Origin of the sequence: Streptomyces sp. SID13726 (genome assembly GCF_010548375.1) — a bacterium.
Classification (GTDB): domain Bacteria; phylum Actinomycetota; class Actinomycetes; order Streptomycetales; family Streptomycetaceae; genus Streptomyces.
This window is the reverse complement of record NZ_JAAGLY010000060.1, coordinates 1-1,135: the sequence shown is the minus strand read 5'-3', so window position 1 is coordinate 1,135 and position 1,135 is coordinate 1. Positions and strand designations below refer to the sequence as shown.

The window sequence follows — 1,135 nt, the reverse complement described above, 5'->3', positions numbered from 1 at the left end:
CCGCGAAAATTGCGCGTCCTGGACACACTCCGCTCGGAAACGACCGGTATTCGCGGACCTGCTGGCACCATGCATGCACCTGCCGTCGTCTAAGCACCGCGCACTCCCTGGAGGACACACGTGAAGGACTCGAAGGACAGGCTGGAAGCACTGCGGGCGGAGATCGAGCGCCGCAACCCCGCTCAGCCGGAGTTCCACCAGGCGGTGCGGGAGGTCCTGGAGACCCTGGCACCCGTTTTCGCCGCCCGGCCCGAGTACGCGGATCCTGCGGTGGCGTTGGTCGAGCGGCTGACGGAGCCGGAGCGGCAGATCGTGTTCCGGGTGCCGTGGCAGGACGACCGCGGCCGGGTCCACGTCAACCGCGGCTTCCGCGTCGAGTTCAACAGCGCGCTGGGCCCGTACAAGGGCGGCCTGCGCTTCCACCCGTCCGTCGACATCGGCGTGGTGAAGTTCGTCGGCTTCGAGCAGATTTTCAAGAACGCGCTGACCTGGCTGAGCATGGGCGGTGGCAAGGGCGGCAGCGACTTCGACCCGCGCGGCCGCTCGGACGCCGAGGTCATGCGCTTCTGCCAGTCGTTCATGACCGAGCTGCACCGGCACATCGGCGAGCACACCGACGTGCCGGCGGGGGACATCGGCGTCGGCGGCCGTGAGATCGGCTACCTGTTCGGCCAGTACCGGCGCATCACCAACCGCTGGGAGGCCGGGGTCCTGACCGGCAAGGGAGCGGGCTGGGGCGGCTCCGCGATCCGGCCGCAGGGCACCGGCTACGGCAGCGTCCTGTTCGCCGCCGAGATGCTGAAGGTGCGGGGCGAGTCGCTGGACGGCCTGTCGGCGGTGGTCTCCGGCTCGGGCAATGTGGCGCTGTACACCATCGAGAAGCTCCAGCAGCTCGGCGCGAACCCCCTGACCTGCTCGGACTCGCACGGCTACGTCGTCGACGACAAGGGCATCGACCTCGCCCTGCTGAAGCAGGTCAAGGAGGTCGAGCGCGGCCGCGTCGCCGACTACGCGGCCCGTCGGCACGGGGCGCGCGTCGTCACCGACGGCTCCATCTGGGACGTGCCGTGCGACGTCGCGCTGCCGTGCGCGACGCAGAACGAGCTCGACGAGAGCGCGGCGAAGCAGCTCGTCG

At 69.9% G+C, this 1,135-nt stretch carries 1 protein-coding gene; it reads left to right on the top strand.

Annotated elements, in window-relative coordinates; genetic code table 11:
* Nucleotides 1-120 precede the first annotated feature (120 nt).
* A partial coding sequence (gdhA, locus tag G3I78_RS46315) for an NADP-specific glutamate dehydrogenase (protein ID WP_164436534.1) occupies nt 121-1,135 on the top strand: 1,015 nt, incomplete at its 3' end.